This is a genomic window from Pleionea litopenaei (assembly GCF_031198435.1).
In the GTDB taxonomy this organism is placed as follows: Bacteria; Pseudomonadota; Gammaproteobacteria; order Enterobacterales; family Kangiellaceae; genus Pleionea; species Pleionea litopenaei.
In genome coordinates, this window is sequence record NZ_CP133548.1 from 3,863,580 (window position 1) to 3,889,335 (window position 25,756).

The 25,756-nt window shown below is 43.6% G+C and carries 18 protein-coding genes; 16 read left to right on the forward strand and 2 right to left on the reverse strand.

The annotated features are described in order from the left end of the window. The first annotated feature begins 42 nt into the window (after positions 1 to 42). The 13 genes from uppS to dnaE all read left to right on the forward strand — a co-directional run bounded on the left by uppS (position 43) and on the right by dnaE (position 15,198). Positions 43 to 813 (forward strand): undecaprenyl pyrophosphate synthase, encoded by a 771-nt coding sequence (uppS, locus tag Q9312_RS17240; protein ID WP_309202098.1) that lies wholly within the window; start codon positions 43 to 45, stop codon positions 811 to 813. A gap of 2 nt (positions 814 to 815) precedes the next feature. After that, positions 816 to 1,694, forward strand: a complete 879-nt coding sequence (locus Q9312_RS17245) for a phosphatidate cytidylyltransferase (protein ID WP_309202099.1) — start codon at positions 816 to 818, stop codon at positions 1,692 to 1,694. Beyond that, complete coding sequence (gene ispC / locus Q9312_RS17250; RefSeq protein ID WP_309202100.1) at positions 1,694 to 2,881, forward strand: 1-deoxy-D-xylulose-5-phosphate reductoisomerase; 1,188 nt, start codon at positions 1,694 to 1,696, stop codon at positions 2,879 to 2,881. The genes Q9312_RS17245 and ispC overlap by 1 nt, the downstream gene beginning before the upstream one ends. 7 nt (positions 2,882 to 2,888) lie before the next feature. After that, a complete protein-coding gene (gene rseP, locus Q9312_RS17255) occupies positions 2,889 to 4,214 on the forward strand; it encodes an RIP metalloprotease RseP (protein WP_309202101.1) in 1,326 nt (441 codons plus the stop codon). Between the two features lie 20 nt (positions 4,215 to 4,234). After that, positions 4,235 to 6,721: an outer membrane protein assembly factor BamA gene (gene bamA / locus Q9312_RS17260; RefSeq protein WP_309202102.1), complete on the forward strand. Its 2,487-nt coding sequence runs from the start codon at positions 4,235 to 4,237 to the stop codon at positions 6,719 to 6,721. A 74-nt stretch (positions 6,722 to 6,795) separates the two neighbouring features. Continuing rightward, on the forward strand, positions 6,796 to 7,299 hold the full coding sequence (locus Q9312_RS17265) for an OmpH/Skp family outer membrane protein (RefSeq protein WP_309202103.1): 504 nt from the start codon (positions 6,796 to 6,798) through the stop codon (positions 7,297 to 7,299). Positions 7,300 to 7,307: 8 nt separating this feature from the next. Then, a complete protein-coding gene (gene lpxD / locus Q9312_RS17270; RefSeq protein WP_309202104.1) occupies positions 7,308 to 8,360 on the forward strand; it encodes a UDP-3-O-(3-hydroxymyristoyl)glucosamine N-acyltransferase in 1,053 nt (350 codons plus the stop codon). A 16-nt stretch (positions 8,361 to 8,376) separates the two neighbouring features. Then, on the forward strand, positions 8,377 to 8,817 hold the full coding sequence (gene fabZ, locus Q9312_RS17275; protein ID WP_309204522.1) for a 3-hydroxyacyl-ACP dehydratase FabZ: 441 nt from the start codon (positions 8,377 to 8,379) through the stop codon (positions 8,815 to 8,817). Further along, positions 8,814 to 9,575, forward strand: a complete 762-nt coding sequence (lpxA, locus tag Q9312_RS17280) for an acyl-ACP--UDP-N-acetylglucosamine O-acyltransferase (protein ID WP_309202105.1) — start codon at positions 8,814 to 8,816, stop codon at positions 9,573 to 9,575. The genes fabZ and lpxA overlap by 4 nt, the downstream gene beginning before the upstream one ends. A gap of 13 nt (positions 9,576 to 9,588) precedes the next feature. Beyond that, positions 9,589 to 10,758, forward strand: coding sequence for a lipid-A-disaccharide synthase (lpxB, locus tag Q9312_RS17285; RefSeq protein WP_309202106.1), 1,170 nt, complete (start codon positions 9,589 to 9,591; stop codon positions 10,756 to 10,758). Next, entirely contained in the window at positions 10,739 to 11,299 is a 561-nt protein-coding gene (gene rnhB, locus Q9312_RS17290) for a ribonuclease HII (RefSeq protein WP_309202107.1), read from the forward strand. Before lpxB ends, rnhB begins: the two co-directional genes overlap by 20 nt. Before the next feature lie 63 nt (positions 11,300 to 11,362). After that, a complete protein-coding gene (locus Q9312_RS17295; protein WP_309202108.1) occupies positions 11,363 to 11,578 on the forward strand; it encodes a DUF1653 domain-containing protein in 216 nt (71 codons plus the stop codon). 143 nt (positions 11,579 to 11,721) lie between these two features. Beyond that, positions 11,722 to 15,198, forward strand: coding sequence for a DNA polymerase III subunit alpha (dnaE, locus tag Q9312_RS17300; RefSeq protein ID WP_309202109.1), 3,477 nt, complete (start codon positions 11,722 to 11,724; stop codon positions 15,196 to 15,198). Positions 15,199 to 15,336: 138 nt separating this feature from the next. Here the strand turns inward: dnaE and Q9312_RS17305 are convergent, their stop codons facing one another. Continuing rightward, positions 15,337 to 16,878 (reverse strand): M17 family metallopeptidase, encoded by a 1,542-nt coding sequence (locus Q9312_RS17305; RefSeq protein ID WP_309202110.1) that lies wholly within the window; start codon positions 16,876 to 16,878, stop codon positions 15,337 to 15,339. Positions 16,879 to 17,451: 573 nt separating this feature from the next. Here Q9312_RS17305 and Q9312_RS17310 point away from each other — a divergent pair. From Q9312_RS17310 to Q9312_RS17320, 3 genes are read left to right on the forward strand one after another with little or no spacing between them, the layout of a single operon-like run. Beyond that, a complete protein-coding gene (locus Q9312_RS17310; protein ID WP_309202111.1) occupies positions 17,452 to 18,567 on the forward strand; it encodes an efflux RND transporter periplasmic adaptor subunit in 1,116 nt (371 codons plus the stop codon). A gap of 48 nt (positions 18,568 to 18,615) precedes the next feature. Beyond that, positions 18,616 to 21,837, forward strand: a complete 3,222-nt coding sequence (locus tag Q9312_RS17315; RefSeq protein WP_309202112.1) for an efflux RND transporter permease subunit — start codon at positions 18,616 to 18,618, stop codon at positions 21,835 to 21,837. Positions 21,838 to 21,845: 8 nt separating this feature from the next. After that, the gene (locus Q9312_RS17320; protein ID WP_309202113.1) at positions 21,846 to 24,917 is read left to right on the forward strand and encodes an efflux RND transporter permease subunit; all 3,072 of its coding nucleotides are present in this window, start codon (positions 21,846 to 21,848) and stop codon (positions 24,915 to 24,917) included. Here Q9312_RS17320 and Q9312_RS17325 read toward each other — a convergent pair. Continuing rightward, positions 24,914 to 25,711, reverse strand: coding sequence for a response regulator (locus Q9312_RS17325; RefSeq protein ID WP_309202114.1), 798 nt, complete (start codon positions 25,709 to 25,711; stop codon positions 24,914 to 24,916). The two genes, Q9312_RS17320 and Q9312_RS17325, sit on opposite strands and share 4 nt — an antisense overlap. Positions 25,712 to 25,756: the final 45 nt, after the last annotated feature.

Consider the following 25,756-nt stretch of genomic DNA (forward strand, 5'->3'; position numbering starts at 1 on the left):
AACACGCCGCGTGATTTACGCGGCGTTTGTGTATTTAAGATCATGCCGCAATCACAACAAAGCGAACAAAAAATACCCCAGCACATTGCCATCATCATGGACGGTAATGGTCGTTGGGCGCAAGCGCGAGGCAAAAAGCGCGTATCAGGACACAAAGCCGGTATGGACCGGGCTCGTGAAATGGTCGAAGCTTGCGGAGTGATGGGCGTTAAGGTTTTAACGTTGTTTGCCTTTAGTAGTGAGAACTGGAAGCGACCGGAACAAGAAGTGGGCTTTCTGATGAATTTGTTCGTCACGGGCCTTACTAGAGAATCAAAGTCGCTGCACAAAAACAACGTTCAATTACGCGTGATTGGCGACATTAGTCGCTTCGACAGTAAGCTTCAAAAAGCGATTACTTCGGCAGAACAATTAACCGCAGACAACGATGGCATTGTTTTGCAAATCGCTGCAAATTATGGCGGACAATGGGATATTACCAATGCGGTAAACAAAGCCATGAGTGAGCGAGAGAGCGCTTCGCCATTGGAGCCGTTAACGGCTGAAGATATTAGTCTGCATCTTTCGGGTGCTGACTTGCCCGATCCCGACTTATTAATTCGTACGGGTGGTGAAGTTAGAATTAGCAATTTTTTATTGTGGCAATGCGCTTACTCTGAATTGTATTTTTCAGAAGCGTTATGGCCAGATTTTGATACTGAATTATTAAAACAAGCGGTGCATGAGTTTGGCCGTCGACAACGCCGCTACGGTCAAACCGGAGAGCAAGTTGACCAAGCCGATGTCGCGACAACTAGCCTTGGGAAAAAATAATAATGTTAAAACAAAGAATCATAACCGCCGTTTTGTTGCTGCCATTAGTTGGTATATTACTGTTTGTGCTTTCCTTGCACGAATTTGCTGCGGCTTTGGTTATCGTTCTTTATTTAATGGCTTGGGAATGGGGGCGCTTAGGTGACCTTCGAAGCGGCATGGCTCGTTCATTTTATGCCATGCTCGTTGCGCTTTCTGCACTTGGCGTTTGGTATTTAGCGCCAGCGCTAGAGTTTTGGCCAAGCACTTGGTTTATCGAGTGGCATTTAACCTCAACCTTAGTGGTTTACTGGTTATCGTTTGTCGCGTGGGCCTGCGCATTTCTGATGATGTTGTTATCAGCCAAACATCGATCATTTTGGGCGTCTCATCATTGGCCTCGATTACTTCTTGGTTGGATTATCTTGTTGGGTTTTTGGGTGTCGGTCATTGCTATTCAAGGGTCATCTACCATTGTCGAACCTTATCGCGGCGCCTATCTAGTTTTGTTTATGCTGTTTATGATTTGGGGAGCCGATGTCGGCGGTTACTTATTTGGTAAGCTTTGGGGCAAACGTAAACTGGCTCCAGCGATTAGCCCAGGAAAGACTTGGGAAGGTGCCTTAGGCGGTGTCTTTTTAAGCTCGGTTGTGGCGACGGTTGGTATTTTCGTCTTAGATTTACCCACGGCGCATCCTCTTGCGGTTGTGGCTGCCGTATTACTGTTGGTTGTGGTTTCAGTTTTAGGCGATTTATTCGAAAGCTTGCTCAAGCGTCAAGTGCAAATTAAAGACTCGAGCCAATTATTACCCGGACATGGTGGGTTACTTGATCGGCTAGATAGTACCATTGCCGTGGCACCATTTTATGTGCTGGTTGCTAAGTTGCTAGGGTGGATTTAATGCAACAGGTCGCGGTTTTAGGTGCAACTGGCTCGATAGGCTTAAATACCTTAGATGTTATTGCTCGGCATCCCGAAACTTATCAAGTTTTTGCCCTGTCAGCACATTCTAACCTAACCTTGCTTGCTAAGTTGGCCGAGCAATTTCGTCCGCGACAGTTGGTCGTGACGGATACCAGCCTTGATATTCGCGATTTCAGTCAACAGATCGCTTCAATAGATACTTCTATAGGCATCTTTCAAGGACCTGAAGCATTAGTTGACGTTGCATCTGCCAGCGACGTTGATACTGTCATGGCGGCCATCGTCGGTGCGGCGGGTTTAGCCTCTTCATTGGCGGCCGCTGAATCGGGCAAAAAGCTTTTACTAGCCAATAAAGAGTCTTTGGTGGTGGCCGGAGAACTGCTAATGCAGGCAGTCAGACATTCTGGTGCAACGTTACTACCCATCGATTCTGAGCATAATGCCATCTTTCAATGCCTGCCGGTTGACTATAGTGCAGGGGGCATAGAGCAAGCGGGTATCGCTAAAATTTTGCTGACCGGATCCGGTGGTCCGTTTCGTGAGTGGCCAATCGAAGAATTAGTGAAGGTAACACCTGAGCAAGCTTGCGCTCACCCTAATTGGGATATGGGAAAAAAAATATCTGTTGATTCGGCGACGATGATGAACAAAGGTTTAGAAGTCATTGAAGCTTGTCATTTATTTGGAATAACAACGTCTCAACTAGAGGTTGTGTTACACCCTCAAAGTATTATTCATTCTATGGTGAGCTATGTTGATGGCTCGGTGATCGCTCAATTAGGTCAACCAGACATGCGTACGCCCATTGCTTATGGATTATCCTGGCCCAAGCGTATTGACGCAGGTGTTGAGCCGCTTGACTTTCGTCAAATCGCTCAATTAACGTTTGATACACCTGATGAGCAGCGTTATCCGTGCTTAAAGCTAGCGATAGAGGCGTTCGAGGCAGGAGGCTCTGCAGCGGCGGTTCTCAATGCGGCCAATGAAGAAGCGGTCTCAGCATTTCTAGCGAACCAAATTGGCTTTACGCAAATTGCAGAAGTGAACGAAATGGCACTTAATTCACTCGAAAATCAATTTGGACTTGATATTGACGGCTTGATACAGCAGGATCTTCGCGCGCGCGAGTTTGCTCGCAGCAGAATTGAAAGAATTAAACAGTAGAGTTTCGATGATCGAATTTTTATACAACTTAGTATTTTTCTTGGTCGCCTTAGGTATTCTGGTGACCTTCCATGAGTGGGGGCACTTCTATGCCGCCCGCAAATTGGGAGTAAAAGTACTGCGTTTTTCAGTTGGCTTTGGCAAGCCGCTCTGGCGTCGAGTCGGAAAAGATGGCGTCGAGTACGTTGTCGCCGGCATTCCGTTAGGTGGTTACGTTAAAATGCTGGATGAACGAGAAGGCAACGTCGCTGAATCAGAGCGATCACAAGCGTTCAATCGTCAGGCATTGTGGAAAAGAAATGTTATCGTCTTTGCCGGGCCTCTGGCTAATTTTGTGTTGGCATTGGTGGTTTACTGGCTGATGTTCTTTTCCGGCACTTGGGTTATGAAGCCGATTGTTGCTGAACCATTGGCCGGATCGATCGCTCAAACCGCCGGAGTTCAACGCAATGATCAAATTCTAAAGGTTGATGGTCAATCGGTTAATGGTTGGAACGATGTGGTTTGGGCGTTGGTAGAACGCCTTGGAGAGTCCGGGCAAATTGATTTGGAAGTGCTTGACTGGAGCAATAATCAAACCAAGTCATTGAAATTAGACATTAGTGATTGGAAAGTCGACGATCGTCGTCCAGATCCACTAGCCAGTCTCGGCCTTACACAAATTGACGCCATCGACCCTCTGGTTTACGAGCTCGATCCCAATGGAGCGGCACAGCAGGCGGGAATAAAACCGCGAGATCGAATTCTCCAGTTGAATGATACCAAAATCAGCAGTTTTAGGGATGTTCAGGGGTTTATGCAAGCGGTTCAGTCAGACCAAGCGATTAGCGTGAAGGTCAACCGTGACGGGCAGGAACAAGAATTTCAAGTATATCCACGTCAAGTGGAACAAAATTGGCTTTTGGGTATCAAAGTCTACTCATATTTTGAATATGAGTCTGCGGGATTTATTGGAAGCTTTAAGCTTGCGGTAAATAAAACCGCTGAGGTGATTGCTCTAACCGGCACCATGTTCAAAAAATTAATTGTGGGTGAAGTGTCCACCAAATCGCTTGGCGGACCACTATCGATAGCGGAAGGCGCTGGTTCCTCTGCTCGCGGTGGTTGGGTGTACTTCTTAGGGTTCTTAGGCATTATCAGTGTCAATTTAGGCCTGATTAACTTGTTGCCGGTACCAATGTTAGATGGTGGGCATTTGTTATTTAATGCGATTGAGTGGTTGAAAGGCAAACCACTGTCTGACGAAGCTCAAGAATATGGGCTGAGAATCGGTATGGTGCTTGTGCTTGGATTAATGGCGATTGCACTTTTTAATGATATCGCTCGTTTGTAGTTCGGAGTTTACGGGTCTTTATGACAATAAAACAAATAATTATTCAGTCAGTACTTGCCGTTGTTTGCACCGGTGTGTTTGCAAACTTTGAAACGTTTAAAGTACAAGATATAAAGGTCAATGGCCTGCAACGAATCGATATTGGTACCTTTTTTACCTACCTGCCGATTCAAGTTGGAGAGAACCTCGACGAAGCACGTTTACCAAACGTTATTCGTAGCCTAAATCGTACCGGCTCATTTCAGTACATTAAAGTTTCTCGCGAAGGAAATACGCTAGTATTTGACGTTGAAGAACGTCCGATCATCGCTGACATTGTGATCGAAGGAAATAAAGAATTAAAGACAGAAGACTTGTTAAATGGAATGCGCAGTGCAGGATTTGCAAAAGGCGAAGTTTATCAAGCTGCTGCACTTGAAGCCATTGCTTCAGAAATTGAAAATCAATATTTCTCGCATGGAAAATACGGCGTGAAAATTAAAACTCGAGCGTTGAATATGTCACGTAATCGGGTTCAAGTTCGAATGGATGTTGATGAAGGCGAGCCCGCAACGATTCGAGAAATTAATATCGTTGGAAACTCAATTTTTAGTGATGAAGACTTGCTTGATCAGTTCGAATTATCGACCGGTGGAATGTTTTCGTTCTTCACCAGTGATGATCAGTATGCTCGAGAAAAACTGTCGGGCGATATTGAAAAGTTACGTAACTATTACCTTGACCGAGGGTATTTAAAATTTCAAATAACGTCGACTCAGGTGGCGATTTCACCCGATCGAAAAGGCATGTTTATCACCATTAATGTCGATGAAGGTGAAAAATTTACGGTCAGTGATATCAAGTTCTCGGGTGAACTGGTTTATACCGAAGAGCAATTGCGTGCGTTGGTGCCCTTGCAAAAGGGTGACACCTACAGTGGTGCTGCGATCAGCTTTGCTGAAGAAAGAATTGCAGAGTTCTTAGGCTATCAAGGTTATGCGTTCGCTAATGTAATGAGTGCTCCTGACATTGATGAAGAGAAGAAAGAAGTCGTATTAACGATTTTTGTTGATCCCAAAAAGAAAACTTATGTAAGAAGAATTTCGTTTTCAGGTAACGAAAGCACCAACGATCATGTCTTTCGACGTGAGGCTCGATTGATGGAAGGAGAGGCGCTTTCGACGCAGTTAGTTGAGCGTTCAAAAGTGCGCATGGAACGACTACCATTCGTTGAGTCAGTTACCGTTGAAACCCCCAAAGTTGATGGAACCGATGATCAAGTTGATGTGGAGTTTAAAGTCAAAGAACGGTCGGCAGGAACCATATCTGGTGGTCTAGGTTACGGAAGCTTTTACGGCTTGTCGATTCAAGCAAGTGTCAGTCATGAAAACTTTCAAGGCAGTGGCGACCGTGTCTCGCTATCGTTAAATAATTCAAAAGCGGTACAAAATTACAGCTTTAACTACACCCAACCATACTTTACGGTTGATGGTGTGAGTCTTGGATACAATGTGTTTTTCCGCGAGACGGATTACAGTGAATTAAATATTAACCGCTCATCGCAAACCTCGTTAGGTATTGGCGCGAATGTTGGTATTCCTTTAAGCGAAGTTTCACGTTTCAATATTGGCGGTAACTTCCTTAAAAATACTTTAAACTCTTACCCCTACACGGCAAGTGGTGGTCGCTCTCAGCAAATCATTGACTTATTTTCAGGTTTTGGTCTTGATCCTTATGTCGATACTAGTCTCGATTTTTCTTTAGTCGAGTTGCAAACAAGCTGGTTAAGAAATACTTTGAACCGTGGTGTATTCCCTGACTCTGGATCGTTAAATCAAGTCACCTTAGAGGCATCGGTGCCAGGTTCCGATCTTGAGTACTACAAATTAAGCTATGAGTTTTCAAACTACTGGTCGATCACGCCGGGTTGGAGCTTCAAGACGGCTTTCAAATTGTCTTACGGTGATGGATATGGCGACGGTGTAAGTTCGAGTCTGCCGTATTTCGAAAACTTCTACGGTGGTTCAGGTGATGCAATGCGTGGCTTTGAAAATAATACCGTCGGGCCACGAGAAATAATTCGAACTCCGACCAGTTCAACCGTTACCGGTCCTGATGGCACCAGTTATCCGATTATCTTGCCTCCAGAGAACGATACTTTACAATTGACCCGTTATTCTTCGGGTGGCAATGCCAAAGCATCAGGTACACTTGAGTTGATTTTCCCGACGCCTTTTGCAGAAGGGAACCGCAGCGTAAGAACCAGTTTCTTTGTCGATGCTGGCAATGTATGGAATACAAAGTTCGACGTTGACCGATATGATGGTATGATGGTCACATTCCCGAATGGAATGACTGGATTAATGCCTGATTATAGTAATGTTGACACTTATCGTGTATCGGCGGGCTTTGCTATTCAATGGCTGTCACCCATGGGACCTATTTCCATCAGTATTGGTCGACCAATTCGAAGCCAAGAGTTTGATGAGTTCGAAGAGTTTCAGTTTAACATTGGTCGAACATTTTAATTTTTACAGTGTTTAAAAATATATCGCTTAGCGCAATCAACAGCGCGAAAAGTTGTTACTAAAGGGGAAGTGTTGTGAAGAAATTTTTTCTAATTATTAGCTTGGTTGTTGCATCAATCACCACAGCTACGGCGGCGAATAAAATTGGCGTCGTTGACGTTCAGTACGTGTTATCAAAAGCACCACAACGAGTGGCGATTTCAGAAAAACTAAATGCTGAGTTTAAAGAGCGCACAGAAGAGCTAAAAGCCTTAGTTGATAAAGGCCGTTCAATCCAAGAAAATGCTGAAAAGAATAGTGCCACAATGAGCCAACAAGAGCGCATTGAAACTAACCGACAACTTCAAGAGTTACAGTCTCAAATCACGTTTAAAGAAAAAACGCTAAAAGAAGATTCAGCTCGACGTGGTCAAGAAGAACAGCGTGCGTTGTACGGTGTTATTTCTCAACAAATTGACGCAGTAGCGAAAGAAGGTAACTTCGATATGATCGTCAATCGTGAAGCTTTGTTATGGGTTGGCGAGTCGGTGAATATTTCTGACCAAGTGTTAGCTAAACTTAACGCAATCGGAAACTAATCACGGAAGTGACCGAAACAATGTCGGGCTATGAGTTACATGAAATAGCGTCAATAATAGGCGCACAGATTAAAGGAGACGCGGCTTGCCGCGTCTTTGCTATTAACACGATCCAAGATGCTGGCTCTGGAGAGATCGCGTTTTTAAGCAATCCGAAATACCAAGGGTACTTAACGTCCACTAAAGCAAGTGCTTTGATTTTGGCGCCACAGTTAGCGGATCAGTTTTCTGGCAATGCACTGGTTATGGATAATCCTTATCTAGGCTTTGCTAAAGTTGCGCAGTTGCTCGATACCACTCCACCCATTGCTACCGGCATTCATCCTATGGCGGTTGTTGCTGACTCAGCTGACGTTGCTCAATCGGCAAACATTGCGGCGGGTGCTATTATTGGAGAGGGTGTTTGTATTGGCGAAAATGTTCAAATCGGTGCTAACTGCGTCGTTGGGCAAGGGTCTCGAATCGGGAATGATTCTCGAATTTATCCCAGTGTAAGCATTTATCACAATGTCACCATAGGAGAGCGTGCCATTATTCATTCGGGAAGTGTCATTGGTAGTGACGGGTTCGGTTTTGCCAATGAAGCGGGAAACTGGGTGAAGATACCACAGTTAGGTGGTGTGGTTATCGGTAGCGATTTTGAATGTGGAGCTAACTGCACCATTGACCGAGGAGCTATTCGAGACACGGTTATTGGTGATGATGTGAAACTCGATAATATGTGTCACCTTGCTCACAATGTTGAGTTTGGTGATCATAGTGCGATGGCTGCCTATTCCGGAGTCGCTGGAAGTTCTAAGGTGGGTGAGTATTGTACCATCAGTGGTCGAGTAACGATTTTGGGTCATATCGAGTTAGCTGATGGTGTTCATGTCACGGCTGGTTCACAAGTCAGTAAGTCGTTAGACAAAGGTGCTTACTCGTCAGGTTCTCCATTGATGAGCAATCGCGATTGGAAACGAAACGTTGCGCGTTTACGTCAACTAGACGAAATGGCAAAAAGTATTAAACAATTAGAAAAACAGATAGCACAGTTAAAGAGTGAGAATTCAGATGAGTGATAGCAACGAAATTTCAATGATGGACATTCATGAGGTGATGAAACATTTACCGCATCGCTATCCGTTTTTATTGATTGATCGTGTTCTTGATTTTAAGTTAGGGGAACATTTGCATGCGATTAAAAACATCACGGTAAATGAACCTTGTTTTACCGGGCACTTTCCTCATCGCCCAGTCATGCCAGGCGTGTTAATTTTAGAAGCACTTGCACAAGCAACGGGTATTCTTGCTTTTAAAACAATGAATGAGCTGCCAAGTGAAGATTCATTGTATTACTTTGTTGGTATCGACAATGCCCGTTTTAAACGACCTGTTGAGCCAGGCGATCAAGTGCATCTTAAAGTTGTTGTTGAGCGACGGAAGCGTGATATGTGGAAATTCAAAGCGGAGGCGACCGTCGATGGACAAGTGGTATGCTCTGCTGATTTGATGTGTGCGAAAAAGAGCGTTATATGATCCATCCTACAGCCATTATTGATTCTAAAGCTGAACTCGCCAGTGACGTCAGTGTCGGACCTTTTTCAATTATTGGTGCAGGCGTAAAAATTGATTCTGGCACTCAAGTTGGGCCGCATGTTGTTATTAATGGTGATACTCAAATAGGTAAGAATAACCGCTTTTTTCAGTTCTCCAGTATTGGTGAAGAGAACCAAGATAAAAAATACGCGGGTGAACCTACTCAAACAATCATTGGTGATAACAATGTTTTTCGCGAAAGCTGTACCGTGCATCGTGGTACGAGCCAAGATTTAGGTTACACGCAAATTGGCAGCGATTGTTTGTTTATGGCGTATACTCACGTTGCCCATGATTGTGTCGTTGGTAATCATGTCATTTTTGCCAATAGTGCAACCGCTGCCGGCCATGTGAAAATCGGTGACTGGGTGATCTTAGGTGGTTTTACTGGTATTCATCAGTTTTGTAAAATTGGTGCGCATGTTTTCGCTGGCATCAATAGTCGAATTACTCAAGATATTCCTCCGTATGTGATGCTTCATGACAGTCAACCTCGAGCTATTAATTCAGAGGGGTTGAAGCGTCGAGGATATACCAGCGATCAAATACGAGAGATCAAAAATGCGTTTCGTGCGTTGTATCGTAAAGGTCTTCGATTAGAACAAGCTATTGCAGAAATCAATGCGATTTCAGATAAGGGACACATTCGTAGCATTGTCGACTTCATTCAAGCATCGGAGCGAGGCATCGTTCGTTAGTCGAGACTAGTTCATGACTCAAAGAAAAATTTTCGTGGTGGCGGGCGAAGCGTCCGGTGATTTACTTGGCGCTGGATTATGTCGAAAGTTAAAGCAGCATTATGGTGAGTCGCTAGAACTTTCAGGAATTGCAGGTCCGCAAATGCAGGCAGAAGGATGCCGCAGCGTTTATCCGATGGAAAGGCTCTCGATTATGGGTATTGTGGCCATATTAAAGCGTTATCGAGAGTTGAGTAAGAAGCGAAAAGAGTTGATCGAGCAGTTAAAGCTTACTCCTCCCGATTGTTTTATTGGAATCGATGCTCCTGAATTTAATTTAGATTTTGAGTTAGCATTAAAAGCGTTTGGAATTAAAACGGTTCATTACGTGAGTCCTTCCGTTTGGGCTTGGCGACCTAAACGCATTTTTAAAATAAAGCGAGCCGTCGACTTGATGCTGGCGTTATTTACCTTTGAAGTACCTTACTACAGAAAACACCAGATAGACGTTGAATGTGTCGGTCATCCATTGGCGGACGCGATTGATATGCGAGTGAATGTTGAAGAGTATAGAGAACAATTAAAGCTCAAAGTTGACTCGCCAGTATTGGCTATATTGCCAGGCAGTCGCTCGAGTGAGTTGTCACACATAGTCGAGCCATTTATCGAGGCGGCGAAAATTTGTCTCGAAACTTTCCCTGATTTACAGCTAGTTTTGCCCGTCATCAATGAGCAACGAAAAATTCAATTGGAATCGATTTTAAGTAATGTTGAAGACTGCCCTAAGATTCAAATTTTTGTAGGTAATGCTCGCCAAGTTATGGCGGCATCCGATGCCGTTTTGATCGCTTCTGGAACCGCGACCTTAGAAGCTGCGTTGTTAAAGAAGCCAATGGTTGTAGGCTATAAAATGTCGCGCTTTAGCTATGCCATATTTAGCCGAATGCTAAAAATTAAAAACGTTTCTTTGCCAAATTTATTGGCCGATGAACGTTTAGTAAAAGAGTTGATTCAAGAACAATGTCAACCGCAGTTGTTAGCCAACGAAGTGATTGAGTTATTACACGGTGGGGACCGAGTAAACCATATGGTAGAACGTTTTACTCAAATTCATACGGATCTAAGAAAGGATGCAGACACTATTGCTGCAAATGCGGTTATTGAACTGATTGAAGGAAAACGCCATGTTAATCGCCGGAGTTGATGAGGTTGGACGTGGACCCCTAGCTGGACCAGTGGTGGCCGCTGCGGTTATTTTAGATCCTAATAATCCAATTATTGGTTTAACCGATTCAAAGAAGTTGACGGAAAAAAAGCGTGAAGCATTGGCGCTTGAAATTAAGGAAAAAGCGATTGCTTGGGCGTTAGGCCGTGCAGAAGCTGAAGAAATTGACGAGATCAATATTCTTCAAGCGTCGATGCGCGCAATGGAGCGAGCGGTTGCTGCCCTGCAAACCGCGCCAGAAAAAGCGCTAGTGGATGGAAATAAGTTACCCAATTTACCATGTCCTGCTGAAGCAATTATTAAAGGTGATCTAACTGAACCAGCGATCAGCGCCGCATCCATTATTGCAAAAGTTACCCGCGATCATGAGATGTTGGCATTTCATCAGCAATACCCAGAATATGGATTTGACCGCAATAAAGGGTATCCAACTAAGCAGCATCGAGAAGCGTTACAGCAACATGGTCTAACTAAAATACATCGTCGATCCTATGCGCCGGTGCAACAATTATTGTTTTAACGTTCGTCGTAAAGCGATAGTCGTTTGAAACAAGGGTACGACCTTGATGGAGTCATAGAAGATATGGTTAAACCTGGAATTTATCAGCACTTCAAAGGTGGTCGATATCAAGTGCTTGGTAGTGCAGTGCACAGTGAAAATGATGAAGTTATGGTGGTTTATTTTCCATTGTATGGCGATCAAGCGTGGTTTGTTCGTCCGCTTGAGATGTTTCTTGAACAAGTCGAATACGAAGGAAAATGGGTACCTCGCTTTGAATGGGTCTGTGACGCGGAGTAAGGACTAACCATCGTTCTTGGCTTCAGTAACGCCTCAACTAAGTCGTTCTCAAATTCAAAAAGAATACCCAGTCAAGTCTATTCATTAAAAGCACTTTGCCTTAGTATTCTATCTATTAAATTAATCGATCGGATAGCCGTTTTATGTCGTCATTTGTGCATTTGCGCGTACATACTGAATATTCCATGAGCAATGGTTTGTGCCGGATAAAGCCGTTAATAAAAGCCACGGCAGAACTGCAACAGCCAGCAATTGCTTTGACCGATCAAAATAATATCTGTGGGTTAGTTCGGTTTTACAGTGAGGCCCAAGCGAACGGCATAAAGCCTATTATTGGTTGTGATGTGTGGATGGAGTCGACCGAACTTAGCAATGACCTGTGTCGCTTGGTTCTGTTATGCATGACGGATGAAGGATACACCAATCTTAAACGGTTGGTCTCCGAAGCTTATACGACGAATCAACATCGTGGTAAACCTGTCATCAAACGAGAGTGGTTTGAGCGTTGGAACCAAGGCCTAATCGTTTTATCGGGTGGCAGAGAAGGCGACGTAGGTAAAGCGTTGCTCGCCGGAAATATGGATTTGGCAGCTCAACTTCTTGGGTTTTGGAATACTTTCTTTCATAACCGCTATTACCTCGAGTTGCAGCGGACGGGTCGTGAGAACGAAGAAGACTATATTCATGCAGCGGTCGGACTTGCACTCGGATCAGGGACGCCGGTGGTTGCTACGAACGATGTGAACTTCTTAACACAAGACGATTTTATTTCACATGAAGCACGTGTGTGTATCGGAATGGGACGAGTTCTTGAAGACCCCGACCGCCCAAGAAACTATTCAGATCAGCAATATCTAAAGTCGGCAGAAGAAATGATAGAGCTATTCTCCGATATTCCAGAAGCCATCGAGAATACCCTTGAGATTGCCAAGCGTTGTTCTGTTGAACTCAAATTGGGTACCTATTATTTGCCGAAGTTTCCAACCGGTGAAATGGATGAAGCAGAATATTTGTGTAAAGTGAGTCGAGAGGGTTTAGAAGAGCGTCTACAAGTCTTACTGGATCCGAGTGCCGATGATTTCTCTGAACAACGAAAGCCCTATGATGAGCGTCTCGAAATTGAATTGAACGTGATCAATCAAATGGGTTTTCCTGGATACTTCTTAATCGTTGCTGACTTTATTCAGTGGGCGAAAGATAATGATGTACCCGTTGGACCTGGTCGAGGTTCGGGTGCTGGTTCGCTGGTTGCCTATGCACTTAAAATCACCGATTTAGATCCGCTCGCTTACGATCTTCTTTTTGAACGATTCCTAAACCCAGAGCGGGTTTCTATGCCTGACTTTGACGTCGACTTTTGCATGGATGGGCGCGATCGAGTCATTGACTACGTTGCCGAAACATATGGTCGCGACGCGGTCTCGCAAATCATCACCTTTGGCACGATGGCGGCTAAGGCGGTGGTGAGGGACGTCGCGCGAGTTTTGGGTAAACCTTATGGGCTGGCCGATCGCTTGTCTAAATTAATTCCACCGACACCGGGTATGACCCTTGCGAAAGCGTTGGTAGAATCGCCCGAACTGGTTGACGCGATTGAGCAAGACGAAGAAGCGCAAGAAATCTGGGAGATGGCGAAATCTCTTGAAGGTGTTGTTCGACAAGCAGGTAAGCATGCTGGAGGCGTGGTTATTTCGCCAACCACATTAACGGATTTTACCGCCATATATTGCGACGAGGATTACAGTGGTCTCGTTGCGCAGTTTGATAAAGATGACGTAGAAAAAGCGGGCTTGGTAAAGTTTGACTTCTTAGGTCTGAAAACCCTAACCATCGTTGACTGGGCGATGGTGATTGTCAATCGACTGCGAGCAGGTGAAGGTAAAGAGCCGCTCGATATTAATCACATTCCGCTCGATGACAAAGCGACATTTGATTTACTAAAAGCATCAGATACGACAGCGGTTTTTCAGCTGGAATCGCAAGGTATGAAAAACCTGATCGATCGCCTTCAACCCAGTAACTTCGAAGATATCATCGCGTTGGTGGCACTGTTTCGTCCAGGGCCTTTGCAGTCTGGAATGGTTGATGACTTTATTAATCGAAAACACGGCCGAGCTGAAGTTTCTTACCCACACCCTGATTATCAACACGAATCATTGCAGCCTATCTTAGAGCCGACCTATGGCGTTATTGTTTATCAAGAACAAGTTATGCAGATTGCCCAGGTGTTGGCCGGGTATAGTTTAGGTGGCGCTGATCTATTACGTCGAGCCATGGGGAAAAAGAAGCCAGAAGAAATGGCAAAGCAGCGAACCTTTTTTGCTGATGGTGCTGAGAAACTTGGAATCGACCCAGACTTGGCGATGAACATTTTTGATCTGGTTGAAAAATTTGCGGGCTATGGATTCAACAAATCACACTCGGCCGCCTATGCACTAGTGGCCTATCAAACAGCTTTTCTAAAAGCTCATTATCCTGCGGCGTTTATGGCTGCTGTCATGTCTGCCGATATGGACAATACGGACAAGGTGGTTACCTTTGTTGACGATTGTTTGCATCATGACATTAAAATTATGCCGCCCGATGTGAATCAAGGTGAATATAAGTTTACCGTGACGGATGAGAACACCATTATTTATGGAATTGGTGCGATCAAAGGGGTGGGTGAAGGTGCTATCGAAAGTTTTGTAAATGAACGAAAAGAAAATGGACCCTTTACTGACTTGTTTGATTTCTGTCGAAGGGTTGATTTGCGTAAAGTGAATCGACGAACGATAGAAAACTTAATCAAGGCGGGGGCGCTGGATCAACTCGGACCTAATCGAAGTGTGCTGATGGCTAGCTTAGACGAGGCGATCAAAGCAGCTGACCAGCAAAATAAAGCGGCGGCAATTGGTCAAGATGATCTATTCGGAGAGGCCTTTATTGCCGATGCGACAACCGGGGAACTTAACTGGGCAAAGGTTCGGCCATGGCCTGAAGATCTCGTGCTGCAAGGTGAAAAGGAAACATTGGGGCTGTACTTAACCGGACATCCGATTGAAAGGTATTTGCCCGAGTTAAAAAGCTTTGTCCCCAATCGAATAAACCAATTGCAACCCACTCGACGAGGGGAAAATGTTAAAGCCTCGGGACTGATCATTGATGTCATGGTGAGGACCAATAAGAAAGGTGATCGCTTCGCAATTGTGACCATCGATGACAAGTCAGGTCGAATTACTTTATTTGTCGGTGCTAATATTTATGAGCAGTACAAAGAGGTGATTAAAAACGATAACATCATCATTGCAGAAGGTGATGTAAAGTTCGATGATTTCAGTGGCGGCCTTAGAATTAATACCGTGTCTTTACTCGACTTTGTTTCTGCTCGAGAACAGTACGCAAAAAGTTTAACGGTTGAATTAAAAGATGAGTCGGTGGCGTCGAGCATTGCCGATCAATTAATGCGGTATATTAAACCGTGTTTAAATGGCAATACACCGTTGCGTTTTAAATACCATTTCAATGGACATACAGCGCATATAAATTTAGGAGACGACTGGCGTATTCAACCGACTGATGATCTGATCTATCAACTCGAAGGCATCGAGGGTTGTGAAAAGGTTTCGTTAGACTACTGATATTGATGTCAGGTGAGTGGTTGAGTAAGAACCTTTAACCTGTACCAACTAGTTTGCTTTCACAAGAACAAAGAGGAGCTGAACTCCTCTTTGTTTTGATCGTTTTAGTACAGTGACCGGTGACCGAGCGTTGACGATCTACAGTAAAAAGCTGCTCGCAAGAGCGACGACGGGTGCTGCGGTCGGTTTATCATGTTGCCAATCGCCGCTCTCAACACCACTTCCGGCAATATCAATATGACAATAGGGCACTGGCTTCTCGGCGAATTGACCATGCTCATCTAATCCAGATGCAAGACTTAAAAAAGCCATCGGAAATTGATGTCCTCGAGCGATAGACACCGAAGGTCCATTATTACTCGACAATACGTCATCCGCTTCGCTACGCGGGCGAATGATTTTCCAGTCTTCTCTTCTTGGCCGACTGATTTCACCGCAGTCTCCCCAAGCTTCTCCTGACGCTTGCAGTTGTTGAGCCAAGCCTTGCTGTCGCGCTGGGCCATTTTCAACATAAATCGTATAAGGACCCGCGGTCAAAGCAGCATGACCCGTCAAGGTGGCGATGGTAAATAGCGACGGGTTTACTTCTGATGTTGCTTGGGCACGACAATGAGATAATAAATCGCACATGACTAAACGGCCTTCGGCATCGGTATTACCAATACGCACGCGTTTACCTGAATGAGCAGTAATAATTTCATCAGCAACAAAACAGTCAGCACCAATGCTATTGCGAACGGCACCAATTTTTGCAATTACTTTTAATCCCTTGGGTTTTAATTCAGCGATAGCTTTCATAAATCCGGCTACTGCTGCAGCGCCTCCCTTGTCCCGACTCATTCCTGCCATATGCCCACCAACTTTTAAGTCGGCGCCGCCAGTGTCGTAGGTCACGGCTTTTCCGACGAGCATTAAGGTTCGCTCAATCGGCCCTTCACCTTGATAAGTCAGGTGAATAACACGGGGTTGGTGACGTTCTACCGATTGTGAAGCTCTAGCAACTGCTGCGAGCAATGGGTACTCTGTCTCTAGGGTTTTACGATCGCTTTCAACACTTACTTGAACGCTACTGCCTGCAAACGCTTGCTCGCAATAGTCTGCGAATTTTGGCGGTGCCATTCGCTCAGGCTCAGTTCCGCACAGATCTCTGGCTAATCGTCGGCCACTTTCCAGAGCCGTTAGAAACTCGGCATTGGTCTTTCCATCAGCGTCTAACAAAAATATATGAGTGACGGGCTCTAGCTTCTCTTCGCCCATGACTTCTCGGGCTTCGAGAGGCTTCCATAAGCCTTGGCAAGCCGAAAGATAGCTCACCGCAAGTGCGTTCTGGAAGTTAGAGTGACTAGGCAAACCTTCAACGACAATCAATGGTTTTGTAGCACCCGCTTCAACCGCCATAGCTAATCCTTGTTTTGCAGCGTCGCCAAAGTTTCTTACATCGTCAACATCTTTCAGTAAATTACCCGTTGGGGCTAAGACCAGGCGTTTACCGGGAGCCGAGTTGCTGTATATGAGCACCGTTTCGCGTCCTATACGATGATCAACATTTTGTGCGGCTTCGATGTCTGAATTGATCGCTGCATTTCCTTGGCAATGGGGTTGATTGGATACTAAGATCAGTGCATCGCAATCTGACACCTCGTCCCAAGATGATAAAACAACCGGAAGTGGGAAACTCATAGATGGTCTTTCCTCTGTGTTAATGGTTTGAGTTTGAATAAGTCGTATTAAAAACAAGTTGTGGAAGTGTCTTTAAACTAATCTTATCGCCTGAAAAATACAACCGTTGCTGATCCTGATTAGACCTTTGAGCGTTAAATAACCTGATGGACAAATTTATTAACAATTAAACACATCTAGAATTCGAACTCGGCGTATCTTTATGAACACACCAATTCCTCGTTAAATTGACGAATTTTGTCAGTCGAACGATTATCGGAATTATAGATTTTCATGGTTTTTCAATGAGTTATGTAGTTGGCTCGAATGCTGCATACGGTGACAAACCTCAGGTTTGGTTAGAAGAAGAGAGCAACCATGGCCTGTTCTTCAGCGGTTAGTAACAGTCATTTACAAATAGCCGCTTGTGTTTTGGTGATGTAGTGTTATATGTTAATATAACACCTTGGTGATGACAGTGACTTTTATTGGGATTCGGGTGAGGTAACCCAGTCAGGATAGAAGGAAAAGGATGCCTGCTGGGAAATAAAGCACTGGCCAATCGCCGTTAAGAGATAACTATAGGACGCGACAATGAGATCACAGTTTAAGCTTGTAACTTTTGCAGTAGCGCTATCTTTGTTTGGTTTAGTTGCTTGTGAGCAACAATCGGCTAATGAAAATGCAGAGAATGTTGAGAAGAAGCTAGAAGAGAAAGAAAAGGAATCGCCAGCAATACCTGTGGAAGTTGCACATGTGTTTCAAGGTGATATCAACGCGACCTACTCTAATACAACCTCTTTAGAAGCGGAAGAAGAAGCCGTCGTTGTGGCTAAGTCAAGTGAGATCATTACCGAGATTTTAGTTGAAGAGGGAGACTTGGTAACCAAAGGCCAAGTGTTGGCTCGGTTAAACACAGAAAAGTTAAGATTAGAACTTGCTCAATCAGAAGCGAATTTAAAACGTTTGCAAGCAGAACTAGAAAGAAACAAGCGGATTTATGAGAAGAAAATGGTTAGCTCAGACGTATACGAGCGTCTTAAATTCGATTACGAAGCACAACAAGCCGCATTTGAGTTGGCAAAACTGCAATTGCAGTACGGTACGATTACTGCTCCCATTGCCGGTGTAATTTCGGAGCGAATGATCAAAGTAGGAAACATGGTTAAATTAAACGATCCTATGTTCCGAATTTCTGACTTTGACCCATTACTTGCTGTCATCCATGTTCCAGAAACAGAGTTGTCAAAAATCAAATCGAATCAACCGGCTCAAATTAAAGTGGATGCTAATCAGCAGCAAGTTTTTAACGGTCGCGTTTTACGAATTTCTCCAATTGTTGATTCGACCAGTGGCACCTTTAAGGTAACCGTTGAAGTGACCGATCCTAACGCAACTTTACGTGCCGGAATGTTTGGTCGGGTTAATGTTGTATACGCCAATCACAAGGATACCTTGTTAGTTGATAAGTCAGCATTATTGGCGGAGGAAGACTCGCCAACGGTGTTTAAAATCGTTGATGGAAAAGCCAAAAAACAAGCGATTAAAACAGGTTTTCAAAACGGTCCTCTGGTGGAAGTATTGTCCGGTCTTTCGATCGGAGATCAGGTCGTTATAGCAGGCCAAAATAGTCTGAAAAATGCCAGCAAAGTGTCTGTGATAAACGAAGGAAACACAGCGACAGAAGTTGCTAAATTAAGTGAAAAGTAAATTAATCCAGTAACAAGCTGATTTACGACTTTAAACACGGGGAACACCATGAGCGTTACTTCTTCTATCGTTGAGACTTCAACGAGACGGCCAGTTACTGTCTTTATGTTTACGCTGGCGCTTTGTTTATTTGGTTTTGTTCTACTAGGACGGCTTGGCTTAACCTTGTTACCTGATCTGTCTTATCCCACGCTCACTATTCGTACCGACTACGCTGGCGCTGCGCCGTCAGAGATTGAAAATCTCATAACTAAACCCATCGAAGAGTCTATCGGTGTGGTTAAAAATCTTAGAGAAGTTCGTTCAGTTTCAAAAGCCGGACAGTCAGATGTTTTGCTTGAGTTTAACTGGGGTACGGACATGGGACTGGCAGGTTTAGATGTGCGTGAGAAACTTGATATTGTACGTCTACCTCTCGATGTACCAAGACCAAGCCTACTTCGTTTTAACCCTTCCTTGGCTCCGATTGTGCGACTATCGATGTCAAGAAATAACACCAGTAATTCGTTGAGTGATTCCGAACTGATCGCTTTACGTCGACTCGCCGAAGATGAAATCAAACGTCGTTTAGAATCAATCGAAGGTGTCGCTGCAGTTAAGGTTAGCGGTGGCTTAGAGGATGAAGTTCAAGTTCTCGTTGATCAAGAAAAATTGAGTCAAATTAACCTGTCTATCGAACAAGTTGCTAACCGGTTGAAAGCTGAAAATGTCAATTTGTCAGGTGGTCGATTAGATGAAGGTAGTCAGCAGTTTTTAGTGAGAACGATTAATCAATATCAATCGGTCGATGAAATTGCTAATTCCATTATTACTAGCGTCGATGGACGAAAAGTCTATTTAAGAGACATCGCTGTTGTTCAACAGAATTATAAAGAGCGAGAAGCTATTACTCGAATTGATGGTGTCGAAGCGGTCGAAATTGCAATTTATAAAGAAGGCGATGCCAACACGGTTTCTGTTTCAGAAACCTTGCGCAAACGCTTAGAGTATATTGAGAAAAACTTGGATGAAGAGATAGAGCTAAAGGAACTTTATAATCAATCTGATTTTATTCAAAGCGCGATTGATGAAGTGCTTTTGAATGCTTTGATTGGCGGCATTCTCGCGATGCTAGTGTTGTATCTGTTTTTAAGAAACTTCAAATCAACGTTGATTATTTCTTTAGCGATTCCAATTTCAGTGATTATCAGCTTTAACTTGATGTACGGATTTAATATCACCTTAAATATGATGTCATTGGGAGGTTTAGCTTTAGCGGTTGGGTTACTCGTTGATAATGCGATTGTTGTTCTTGAAAATATTGCGAAAAAGAAGGAGCAAGGTTTAGATGATGTAACCGCTGCTCGAGAGGGTACGATTGAAGTTGCTGGTGCCATTTTTGCAGCGACGTTAACGACTATTGCAGTGTTTCTTCCGCTGGTTTTTGTTGAAGGGATTGCGGGGCAGTTATTTAGTGACCAAGCATTAACCGTTACTTTTGCTTTGATCATTTCTTTGCTGATGGCCATTACCGTTATTCCAATGATCTCTGCTTTTGGCGCTCGTAAAGGTTTTAGTTCAATAGAACCTAATGATGTGGTCGTGGATAAACGTCCTTTATGGCGCAAAGTACTTACCTTCCCATTTAGGTTGTTATTTATTTTAATTCCTATGTTTATTCTTACGATTGCAATTAGCTTCTTTCAAACAACGTCGAGAATTCTAGGGTTTCTTATGAAGTTTTTAGTCGTGCCGTTCAATGCATTCTACAGCGGGATTGAAAACATTTACTCTAGATTATTGCCTTGGAGTTTAAAGCATAAAGCAGCCGTTTTGATTATAGCCTTATCGGCATTTTCCTCAACTTGGTTGGTGTTGCAGAAAATTGGTGTTGAGCTTATTCCATCATTATCGCAGGGTGAATTGCTGGTTGAATTGAAGGCTCCAGCTGGTACACCGCTTAAAGATACTGATGAATTGATGATTCAAGCGAATACGATTATTCGCAATATTTCGGAGATTGAACGCACTTATTCGGTCGCCGGAACAGGTAACCGACTGGACTCTAGCCCCGAAAAAGGTGGAGAAAATCGTGGCGAGTTAAACATTGTTATTAAGAAGCCGCTTTCAGAAGAAAAAGAAAAGCGCGTTATCAATGAGTTAAGGAAAAGTCTTGAGGTTCTGCCTGGAATAGAAGTGAAAATTGATAAGCCAGCGTTATTCACGTTTAAAACCCCGTTAGAAGTTGAAATATCCGGCTATAACTTAGCGAAACTAAAAGAACAAAATGATCGTTTAGTGAAGTTAATGGCAGAGAATGACCGATTCGGTGATGTGAAATCTACCATTCAACAAGGTCACCCTGAAGTTCAAATAGAGTTCGATCATGAGAAGGCCGCGTTTTTGGGTCTTAATGTTCCTGAAGTTGCAAAGCAGGTGGTGTCTCAAATTCGGGGTACTGTGGCAACCAAGTATGCATTTAGGGATCGCAAAATTGATGTCTTAGTTCGGGTAAATGAAGAGCAACGATCGTCCGTTGAAGATATTCGGCGACTAATTGTTAATCCTACCTCAGAAAAACCAATCACCTTAGAAGCGATTGCTGATGTTAAGGTCGCCGTTGGTCCAAATGAAATTAATCGAATCTCGCAAGAACGTGTTGCGATTATTAGTGCGAATTTAAACTATGGTGATTTAGGAGAAGCCGCTTCAGTTCTACAATCGATGGTTGATGAGCTGCCTTCCGTACCAGGCGTTGAAGTTAATGTTGCAGGTCAAAATGAAGAGATGAAAGTGTCGTTTGACTCATTAAAAATAGCCTTAGGTCTCGCGATATTTTTAGTTTATCTAGTAATGGCCTCGCAATTTGAGTCATTGTTGCATCCATTTGTTATTTTGTTCAGTGTTCCTTTGGCGATGGTAGGCGCGGTTTACGCACTGTTTATTACTGGTTCGACGATCAGTGTCGTCGTTTTTATTGGGCTTATAATGCTCGCAGGAATCGTGGTGAATAACGCGATTGTCTTAATTGATAAAATTAATCAATTAAGAAAAGCGGGCAGCGCAAAGTATGCTGCGATTGTTGAAGCCGGTAGTGCTCGTTTAAGACCCATTGTTATGACCACACTCACAACCGCTTTAGGTATGTTGCCACTGGCATTGGGTTTGGGTGAAGGGGCAGAAATACGCGCGCCAATGGCCATTACGGTGATCGGTGGGTTGCTGGTTTCAACACTATTAACCCTGGTTGTTATTCCTGTTCTTTATTCCCTGTTTGATCGAAAAGATTAGGTGCCAATATGAAGTTAACTGATATTGCTTTAAAGCGACCGGTTACAACAATGATGTTTTTCTTATGCTTTGTTGTTACCGGGCTGTTAAGTTCAAGGTTATTGCCCTTGGAATATTTTCCGTCGATTAACTTTCCTGGGATCATTATTCAAATTCCTTATCCAAACTCGTCGGCGGTTGAAATTGAAGAATCAATTACTAGACCCGTTGAGGAAGTTTTATCGACGATGAGTTCGGTGAAAAATTTATACTCGACGACAACCGATAATAACGCCCAAATCTTTATGCAGTTTGACTGGTCACAAAATGCTCGTATTAAAGGGGTCGAAGCGCGAGAGAAGATTGATGCCATTCGAAATCAATTGCCATCTGATGTACAGCGAATCTATGTACTGAATCCTGGCACTGGTGATATGCCGGTTTTGCAGCTTAGAATTTCTTCAGAACGAGACCTATCGAATGCTTATGATTTGTTAGATCGAAAGTTGAAACGCCCAATTGAGCGCATCGATGGCGTTTCGAAAGTAGAGCTTTATGGTGTTGATAAACGTCAGATTCGTATTCAATTAGATGCAAATCGTATCACGGCTCATAATATTGATTTGGCTGTGTTGAATCAAAGACTTCAGCAAGAGAACTTTACCATCAGTGCGGGAGAAATTACCGACGCCAATTCGCGTTTTAGAGTGAATCCTCGTGGTGAGTTTACGTCCATCGATGACTTTAAGAATATTATTGTTAATTCTAAAGGTTTGCGCCTTGCGGATATTGCCAATATTACTATGCAGCAGCCAGAGCCGAGAGAAGGTCGGCATTTAGATCGATCTTACGCGATTGGTATGAACGTTATGCGCCAGTCTAGCGCTAATATGGTCGAAGTTGCGAGTAAAGTACTGGAAGCAATAAACCAAGCCGAAAACGATCCCGCGTTTCAAGGGATAACCCTCTATGTTATGAATAATCAAGCCGATGGGGTTACTCAATCACTGCGAGATATTAGCCTTTCAGGCTTGATCGGGTTTGTTTTGTCTATTTTGGTTTTGTATTTCTTTTTACGTGACTTCACATCGACATTGATCGTCGCTTTAGCGGTTCCTTTTGCTTTAACGATTACTTTAGCCTTTATGTTTTTCTTAAATGTGTCGCTGAATATTTTGTCGATGATGGGATTGATGTTGGCTATTGGTATGCTGGTTGATAACGCAGTCGTCGTCACAGAAAGTATTTTTCGCTATCAACAGCAGTTTCCTGACGATCATTTAAAAGCGATCAAACATGGTGTTAAAGAAGTAGGGACCGCAGTTTTCGCTGGAACCGTGACAACGGCCATTGTGTTTTTACCAAACATTATCGGAGCAAAAGTTGATATCACGGTTTTTCTAGGCCACGTCGCCATTACCATTGTCATTGCATTAGCTGCATCGCTTTTTATTGCGTTAACCATTATTCCTCTGATGTTAGCGAAATTTAAAATTAAGTCGAGGCAGCAATCGAGCGATATGATCAATCGTTTAACCGACCGATACGAAAAATTTCTAAATTGGTCGTTAGACCATCCAAAATGGTCGGCATTTTTTGCCGTTATTATCGTCGTAAGTGTTGCTATTCCTTTTTTGTTTACAACGAAAGATAATTACGTCGATGATAATAAGCGTCAGTTATTTTTGCCTTATCATATTGATAGTCAATACACTATTGACCGCGTCGAAAAGTCGGTCGATAAAATTGAAGCCTTCCTCTATGAAAATAAAGAGTATCTGAATATCGATTCGGTCTATAGTTTTTATACTAACGATAGAGCGGAGTCGACTCTTTTGCTTACCGAAGGTGATGAGGTTACTCGTTCGGTTACTGAAATACGTAAATTTATCGAAGATAACCTACCTGAAATAGCTATTGGTAAGCCGAGTTTCGATAGAAAGCGCGGACAAGAAGAGGCTGTTAAAATCTACGTCAGTGGTGATTCGACAGAAGTGCTTCGAAGCTTAAGCTCAGAAGTGGCTCGTGTGTTAAGTCGCGTGGATGGTATTGTTGAAGCTCGTTCGGAAGCAACATCAAAAGATCGGGAACTCCAAATCATTGTTGATAGAATTAAGGCTCAATCTGTCGGCCTAGATCCTTCAAGAGTGGCAAACCTTGTTGCCATTGCTATGCGTGGTCAACCTATGCGAACGTTTCGAGGCAAAGACAATGAAGTTGAAGTGGTACTTGAGTTTGGAGATCAAAACTCGCGAAGTATCGACGACTTAAACGTGTTACAACTGCCATTACCTGATGGCAGTAGTATTCCGTTATCTTCTGTAGCATCTTTTAAAGTCGAGCAAGCTTCGAATACGATTCAGCGTAGAAATCGACGCACCAGTATCGGAGTGGTAGCAGCACTCGATGATGATATGACCATGGACAAGGCGAGAGAAGAAATTAAGACCATCATGAAGACGGTGTCATTACCGAACGGCTATCAATGGTCGTTAGGACGAGCCTTTGATCGTGAAGCAGAAACCGACAACATTATGTTCGCGAATATGGGATTAGCATTACTCTTGATATTTGTTGTTATGGCTGCACTGTTTGAGTCGATATTATTTCCATTGGCGGTTATTTCTTCGATTTTATACGCTGTCGTTGGTGTGTTTTGGTTTTTCCTAATGACTGGAACACAATTTTCTTTTATGGCTTTTATTGGAATTTTGGTCTTAATGGGCGTTGTTGTAAACAATGGCATTGTCTTAGTCGATCACATTAATCACTTGCGAAGAGAAGGCTTTTCGCGCCGTGAAGCAATCGTTCAAGGCGGTCGAGATAGATTAAGACCGATATTAATGACGGTCGCGACGACCATCTTAGGCTTGATTCCGCTAAGTGTGGGAGATACGACCATTGGTGGTGATGCTAATTCGCCTTCGTACTTCCCAATGGCTCGTGCGGTCGTTGGCGGTCTTGCTTTTTCTACCATCGTTAGTTTGTTGATTTTACCGACAATTTACATTGGTCTCGATAACTTACGAGACGGTGCTACTCGAATGTGGTTGAGAGCAAAAGGTAGAGCAAGTCGAGGACTAATTATTAAAAGAACTTAACGAAACTGAGAGACGTACTCATCAATCATTTGATGTTTATTAGGGTCTTCATCCATTAATGTTAAGGTCACTTTAAAGAGTTGTGCATCGGGTTTGTTTTCGGTCGCCGTAATACCCAATACAAATCCATTGATGCGCATCACTTTGGCTTCACCCTGATGGTTAAATTCAATATCGACGGATACTTGATCCAATACACCGGGGACAAACCCCTCATTTTTAAATATTCCGATGCATTGTTTATCGGTTAAACTTTTTATGGCACATTTTATTGCGCCGTTTGCGGTTCTCACTAAAGCAACACCCTTGGGAAGAGACGCGGTGGGTTTGGTAGGTGTTTTCGAACTGCTGCCTGTTAAGACTTCAAGAGACGATGAGGCGGTTTTCTCTGGTATCGCCATTCGCCCTTCGATTCCGTGTCTTTTTAGTGCGCGTTCAACCTTTTCGGCAAATTGTTGGCGGTTAAAAGGCTTCACTAAATAATCGCTGACGCCTGCTTCGATGGCTTCGACCACGTATTCTTTATCACCTCGACTGGTGACCATAATAAATGGTTTCGACTTATAACGTGGTTCTTGACGTATCCACTGAAGTAGCTCCATTCCATTCATTTCTGGCATTTCCCAGTCGCATAGGATGAGGTCAATTTCTTGATGCAGTAAAACTGACTTACCCGACTGACCATTATGAGCGTCGAATAATTTTGCCCCAGGAAAATAATCACGCACAAACTTTTTGATCAGGTCTCGAATCATACTGGCGTCATCGATGACTAAAATATTAAAAGTTTTCATCAGCCTTGCTCTTATGGAATATCGATATAAGTGTAGCTGAATTAT

Bases quoted from the DNA above. Each gene is read 5' to 3' on its own strand.
- uppS (WP_309202098.1), top strand. From the start codon at position 43: ATGCCGCAATCACAACAAAGCGAACAAAAAATACCCCAGCACATTGCC.
- Q9312_RS17245 (WP_309202099.1), top strand. From the start codon at position 816: ATGTTAAAACAAAGAATCATAACCGCCGTTTTGTTGCTGCCATTAGTT.
- ispC (WP_309202100.1), top strand. From the start codon at position 1,694: ATGCAACAGGTCGCGGTTTTAGGTGCAACTGGCTCGATAGGCTTAAAT.
- rseP (WP_309202101.1), top strand. From the start codon at position 2,889: ATGATCGAATTTTTATACAACTTAGTATTTTTCTTGGTCGCCTTAGGT.
- bamA (WP_309202102.1), top strand. From the start codon at position 4,235: ATGACAATAAAACAAATAATTATTCAGTCAGTACTTGCCGTTGTTTGC.
- fabZ (WP_309204522.1), top strand. From the start codon at position 8,377: ATGATGGACATTCATGAGGTGATGAAACATTTACCGCATCGCTATCCG.
- lpxA (WP_309202105.1), top strand. From the start codon at position 8,814: ATGATCCATCCTACAGCCATTATTGATTCTAAAGCTGAACTCGCCAGT.
- lpxB (WP_309202106.1), top strand. From the start codon at position 9,589: ATGACTCAAAGAAAAATTTTCGTGGTGGCGGGCGAAGCGTCCGGTGAT.
- rnhB (WP_309202107.1), top strand. From the start codon at position 10,739: ATGTTAATCGCCGGAGTTGATGAGGTTGGACGTGGACCCCTAGCTGGA.
- Q9312_RS17295 (WP_309202108.1), top strand. From the start codon at position 11,363: ATGGTTAAACCTGGAATTTATCAGCACTTCAAAGGTGGTCGATATCAA.
- dnaE (WP_309202109.1), top strand. From the start codon at position 11,722: ATGTCGTCATTTGTGCATTTGCGCGTACATACTGAATATTCCATGAGC.
- Q9312_RS17305 (WP_309202110.1), bottom strand. From the start codon at position 16,878: ATGAGTTTCCCACTTCCGGTTGTTTTATCATCTTGGGACGAGGTGTCA.
- Q9312_RS17310 (WP_309202111.1), top strand. From the start codon at position 17,452: ATGAGATCACAGTTTAAGCTTGTAACTTTTGCAGTAGCGCTATCTTTG.
- Q9312_RS17315 (WP_309202112.1), top strand. From the start codon at position 18,616: ATGAGCGTTACTTCTTCTATCGTTGAGACTTCAACGAGACGGCCAGTT.
- Q9312_RS17320 (WP_309202113.1), top strand. From the start codon at position 21,846: ATGAAGTTAACTGATATTGCTTTAAAGCGACCGGTTACAACAATGATG.
- Q9312_RS17325 (WP_309202114.1), bottom strand. From the start codon at position 25,711: ATGAAAACTTTTAATATTTTAGTCATCGATGACGCCAGTATGATTCGA.